Below are 4,979 nucleotides of genomic sequence, written 5' to 3' on the forward strand. Positions count from 1 at the left end.
TGGCCAGCGCGGTGAGCCGGTCCAGTGGCCGCAGCGCGACCCGGCTGACCGCGATCAGCAGCAGCGCCGCCACCACCAGCGTCGCCACACCCGCGCCGATCATCAACTGGCGCAGCTCCCGGGTCACCTGGGTGGTCTGCGTCGTGTCCGCCACCAGGATCACGCGACCGCCGTCAGGCAACGGATGCACCAGCTCGGTGGCGGTCGCGTCCGGCGGCGGGGGCGCGGGGGCCCAGAGGCCGATCAGGGTGGCGGCCCCGAACGCGCCGACGACGAGCCCGACCACCCCGCTGCCGACGGCGACGCCCAAGGGGTGCCGCTGCAGGACCGAAGGTGGAGTTGCGGGCTGCGTGGTGTGAGTCGATTCCTCGCTGGTCAAAGTGCCTCCTCGTTGCTCGGGTGATGCCGGCGACGTTAGGAAGCCGATCTGAAATCAACCTGAAGAGCGGCCCTTAGGGCGCATATCTTCAGGTTCGGTTCAGAAATCCGGAGGCGACGTCAGCGGACGACGGCCGGTTCGGGGGACGGCGTGGCGGCCGGCGCCTTCTGGCGGTGGTGGTGCCGGAACTGGCGGATCTCGACGATCAGCCCGGTCAGCCCCAAGGCGCCGGTGCACAGCGACACCAGGAACAGCAGCGGGCTGGGGTGGCTGGCGAGGGCGTCGCCGAGGATCACCACGGCCGCGGTGCCGGGCAGCAAACCCGCCAGCGTTGCCAACGTGTACGGCACCGCCCGCACCGCCGACGCGCCGGCGGCGTAGTTGATCGCCGAAAACGGGACGGCGGGGATCAACCTCAGCGACAAGACCGCGAGCCAGCCGCGTTCGCGCAGGCGCTCGTCGACCGTGTCGATCGCGCGGTGGCGAACCAGGCGGTTGAGCTGCCACCCGGCCGCGCGCACCAGCAGCATCGCGATCACCGCGCTCGCGGTGCTGGCGGTCACCGCGATGGCGATCCCCAGCGGGGGGCCGAACAGCAGCCCGGCGGCCAGGGTGAACGCGGTGCGCGGCACCGGCACCACGGTGACCACGATGTGCGCCGCGAGGAACGCCAACGGGAACCAGGGTCCGACCGACTCGGCCCAATCCCGCATCTGCACCGGCGTCGGCAGGGGAAGCCAGCTGGCCACCACGATCAGGACTGTGATACCGACCACTGTCGCGACCGTCCGGGGCCCGGACAGCTGACGCGCCCTCGCGCCCACGGCGCGGCCGGCGTCGCGGATTCGCTGGGTGATTTTGCAGGTGGCGGGAGCCGTCACGGCTGTCAAGGTTACGGGGCACCGGAGGATAAGTCCTTTCAGAAGGCGGGCGTTTCCTCGCCGCACTCGGCCGAGGTGCCCCGACCGCCGGCGCGCGCGGTTTTTTGCGGGGAGGCCCCATCAATTAGCCTCGTTAGCAAGTGGCGGAGCCCCATTTGCAGGGAAAAAGGGAGCAATCGGTGTCCATTGATGTACCCGAGCGCGTCGGACTGGAACAGGTTCGCGGGCGTTGGCGCACTGCGGTCGCGGGTGTGCTGTCGAAGAGCTCGCGCAAGGATCCCGAGCAACTGGGCGACGAGCCCGAACGGCTGCTGGAAAGCCCGACTTACGACGGGATCGCGGTTCGGGCGCTCTACACCGCCCTCGACGAGCTGCCCGAACCGGCGCTGCCCGGCGAATGGCCCTACGTGCGCGGTGGCGACGGAGCGCGCGACTTCGACGCCGGTTGGAAGGTCGCTGAGGCGTTCCCCGCGCCGGGCTGCGCTGACCCCAACGCCGCGGTGCTGGCCGCCCTCACCGACGGGGTCAGCGCGCTGCTGCTCCGGATAGGAAAGTCGGCGGTGTCGGCCGGCGAGATCGGGCAGCTGCTGTCGGGCGTGTACCTGGACCTGGTTCCGGTGCTCCTCGACGCGGGCGCCGACTACGCCGAGGCCAGCGACGCCCTGCTGGCGTTGGTCGACCGGGTGGACGACGACAAGCGCGGTGCCCTGTCGATCGACCTCGGCGCGGACCCGCTGACCGCCTCGCTGAGCGGCCGGGAATCCCCGTCGACCGAACAAGTGCTGGCGGTGGCGAGGCGGGTGGCCCGGATCCACGGCGTGCGAGCGGTCACCGTCGACGGTCCCGCCTTCCACAACCTGGGCGCCAACGCGAGCTGGGAGCTGGCCGGCAGCGTCGCGGCCGGGGTGGCCTACCTGCGTTTGCTCACCGAGGCCGGGGTTCCGGTCGGCCAGGCGTTGCGCCAGATCAGCTTCCGGCTGGCCGCCGACGACGACCAGTTCACGACCATCGCCAAGTTCCGGGCCGCGCGCCAGCTGTGGGCGCGCGTTGCCGAGGTGGTCGGCGAGCCGGACGCCGGTGCGGCGCTTGTGCACGCGCAGACGTCGCTGCCGATGATGGCCCAGCGCGACCCGTGGGTGAACATGCTGCGCGGCACGGTGGCCGCGTTCGGCGCGGGCGTCGGCGGCGCCGACACCGTGCTGGTGTTGCCGTTCGACGTGGCCATTCCCGGCGGTTTTCCCGGTGTGGGCGCCGGCTTCGCACGCCGCATCGCGCGCAACGCGCAGCTGCTGCTGCTGGAGGAGTCACACGTCGGGCGGGTGTTGGATCCGGCCGGCGGGTCCTGGTACGTCGAGGACCTCACTGAGCAGCTGGCGCAACGGGCGTGGCAGCAGTTCCAGGCGACAGAGGAGCGCGGCGGGTTCGCCGCTGCCCGCGACTACATCGCCGAGCAGATCGCCGAGGTCGCCGCGTGGCGCGCCGACGATATCGCGCATCGCCGCACCGCGATCACCGGTGTCAACGAATACCCGAACCTCGAGGAACCACCCCTGACGCAGGCTGAGCCGCAAGAGGATTCGCCATCCGGCGTCCGACGCTACGCGGCGGAGTTCGAGGCGCTGCGGGACCGTTCCGACGCCTTCCTGGCGCGCACCGGTTCGCGCCCCAAGGCGCTGCTGCTGCCGCTCGGCCCGTTGGCCGAGCACAACATTCGGACGACGTTCGCGGCCAACCTGCTGGCGTCGGGCGGCATCGAGGCGATCGACCCGGGCCCGGTCGACGCCGCCGGGGTCGGGGCCGCGGTGGCCGGCGCGGATTCGCCGGTGGCGATTATCTGCGGCACCGACAAGCGCTATCACGACGAGGCGTCGGGCGTCGTCGAGGCGGCCCGGAAGGCGGGCGCGGCGAGGGTTTACCTGGCGGGCCCGGAGAAGGCGCTGGGCGAGCTGGACGACGCCGCACATCGCCCGGACGAGTACCTGACCGCGAAAATCAATGCGGTGCAAGCCATGTCGAACCTGCTCACCCGGTTGGGAGCGTAGCGCCATGACGATGACAACACCCGCGATCGGTAGCTTCGCCGGGGTCCCGCTGCACGGTGATCGCAAAGTGCCGCCGGCCACCGAGGCCGCCGTGCAAAAGTACGATGCCGCGGATTGGCACACCCCCGAAGGCATCGACGTCAAACCGGTGTACGTCGCCGCCGACCGCGCCGCCGCGGCGGCCGAGGGCTATCCGCTGAACAGCTTCCCGGGCGAGCCCCCCTTCGTGCGCGGCCCGTACCCGACGATGTACGTCAACCAGCCCTGGACGATTCGCCAATACGCGGGTTTCTCCACGGCGGCGGATTCCAACGCCTTCTACCGTCGCAACCTCGCCGCCGGCCAGAAGGGTCTCTCGGTGGCCTTCGACCTGGCCACCCACCGCGGCTACGACTCCGACCATCCCCGGGTGCAGGGCGACGTCGGAATGGCCGGTGTGGCAATCGATTCCATCCTCGACATGCGGCAGCTGTTCGACGGCATCGACCTGTCGGCGGTGTCGGTGTCGATGACCATGAACGGCGCCGTGCTGCCGATCCTGGCGCTGTACGTGGTGGCCGCCGAGGAGCAGGGGGTGCCGCCGGAGAAGCTGGCCGGCACCATCCAGAACGACATCCTCAAAGAGTTCATGGTGCGCAACACCTACATCTATCCGCCCAAGCCGTCGATGCGCATCATCTCCGACATCTTCGCCTACACCAGCGCCAAGATGCCCAAGTTCAACTCCATCTCGATCTCCGGTTATCACATCCAAGAGGCCGGTGCCACAGCGGATTTGGAGCTTGCGTACACCCTGGCCGACGGCGTCGACTACATCAAGGCGGGCCTGGACGCCGGGCTGGACATCGACAAATTCGCGCCCCGGCTGTCGTTCTTCTGGGGCATCGGCATGAACTTCTTCATGGAGGTCGCCAAGCTGCGCGCCGGGCGGCTGCTGTGGAGCGAACTCGTCGCCGGGTTCGGCGCCAAGAACCCGAAATCCCTTTCCCTGCGCACGCATTCGCAGACTTCGGGCTGGTCGCTGACCGCCCAGGACGCCTTCAACAACGTCGCGCGCACCTGCATCGAGGCCATGGCCGCCACCCAGGGCCACACGCAGTCGCTGCACACCAACGCGCTGGACGAGGCGCTCGCGCTGCCCACCGACTTCTCGGCACGCATCGCGCGCAACACCCAGCTGCTGCTGGCGCAGGAGTCGGGCACCACCAGGCCGATCGACCCGTGGGGCGGCTCCTATTACGTGGAGTGGCTCACTCATCGGCTCGCGCAAGCGGCCCGCGGCCACATGGCCGAGATCGCCGAGCACGGCGGCATGGCCCAGGCCATCGACGACGGCATCCCCAAGATGCGCATCGAGGAGGCGGCCGCGCGCACCCAGGCGCGCATCGACTCGGGCCAGCAGCCCGTGATCGGGGTCAACAAGTACCAGGTCGACGAGGACCAGGAAATCGAGGTGCTCAAGGTCGAGAACAGTCGGGTTCGGGCCGAGCAGCTGGCGAAACTGCGCGAGCTGCGGGCCGGCCGGGACCAGGCTGCGGTCGACGCCGCGCTCGCGGAGCTGTCCCGCGCGGCGGCCGCGCAGGGTCGCGCGGGCGAAGACGGCCTGGGCAACAACCTGTTGGCGCTCGCCATCGACGCCGCCCGGGCCAAGGCCACCGTGGGCGAGATTTCCGACGC

General features: G+C 70.2%; 3 protein-coding genes and 1 pseudogene. 2 read left to right on the forward strand and 2 right to left on the reverse strand.

The window, feature by feature from the left end:
- Window positions 1-379 (reverse strand): annotated as a pseudogene (locus tag A5706_RS20205) (hypothetical protein); the annotation flags it as partial.
- Between the two features lie 119 nt (window positions 380-498).
- Window positions 499-1,260, reverse strand: a complete 762-nt coding sequence (locus A5706_RS20210; RefSeq protein ID WP_068134312.1) for a TVP38/TMEM64 family protein — start codon at window positions 1,258-1,260, stop codon at window positions 499-501.
- Window positions 1,261-1,439: 179 nt separating this feature from the next.
- On the opposite strand from A5706_RS20210, the gene mutA reads away from it, so the two are divergent.
- The gene (gene mutA, locus A5706_RS20215) at window positions 1,440-3,302 is read left to right on the forward strand and encodes a methylmalonyl-CoA mutase small subunit (protein ID WP_068134315.1); all 1,863 of its coding nucleotides are present in this window, start codon (window positions 1,440-1,442) and stop codon (window positions 3,300-3,302) included.
- A 4-nt stretch (window positions 3,303-3,306) separates the two neighbouring features.
- Window positions 3,307-4,979: methylmalonyl-CoA mutase (gene scpA / locus A5706_RS20220; protein ID WP_068134314.1), on the forward strand; the 1,673-nt coding region annotated here is incomplete at its 3' end.

Origin of the sequence: Mycobacterium sp. E796 (genome assembly GCF_001672815.1) — a bacterium.
In the GTDB taxonomy this organism is placed as follows: domain Bacteria; phylum Actinomycetota; class Actinomycetes; order Mycobacteriales; family Mycobacteriaceae; genus Mycobacterium.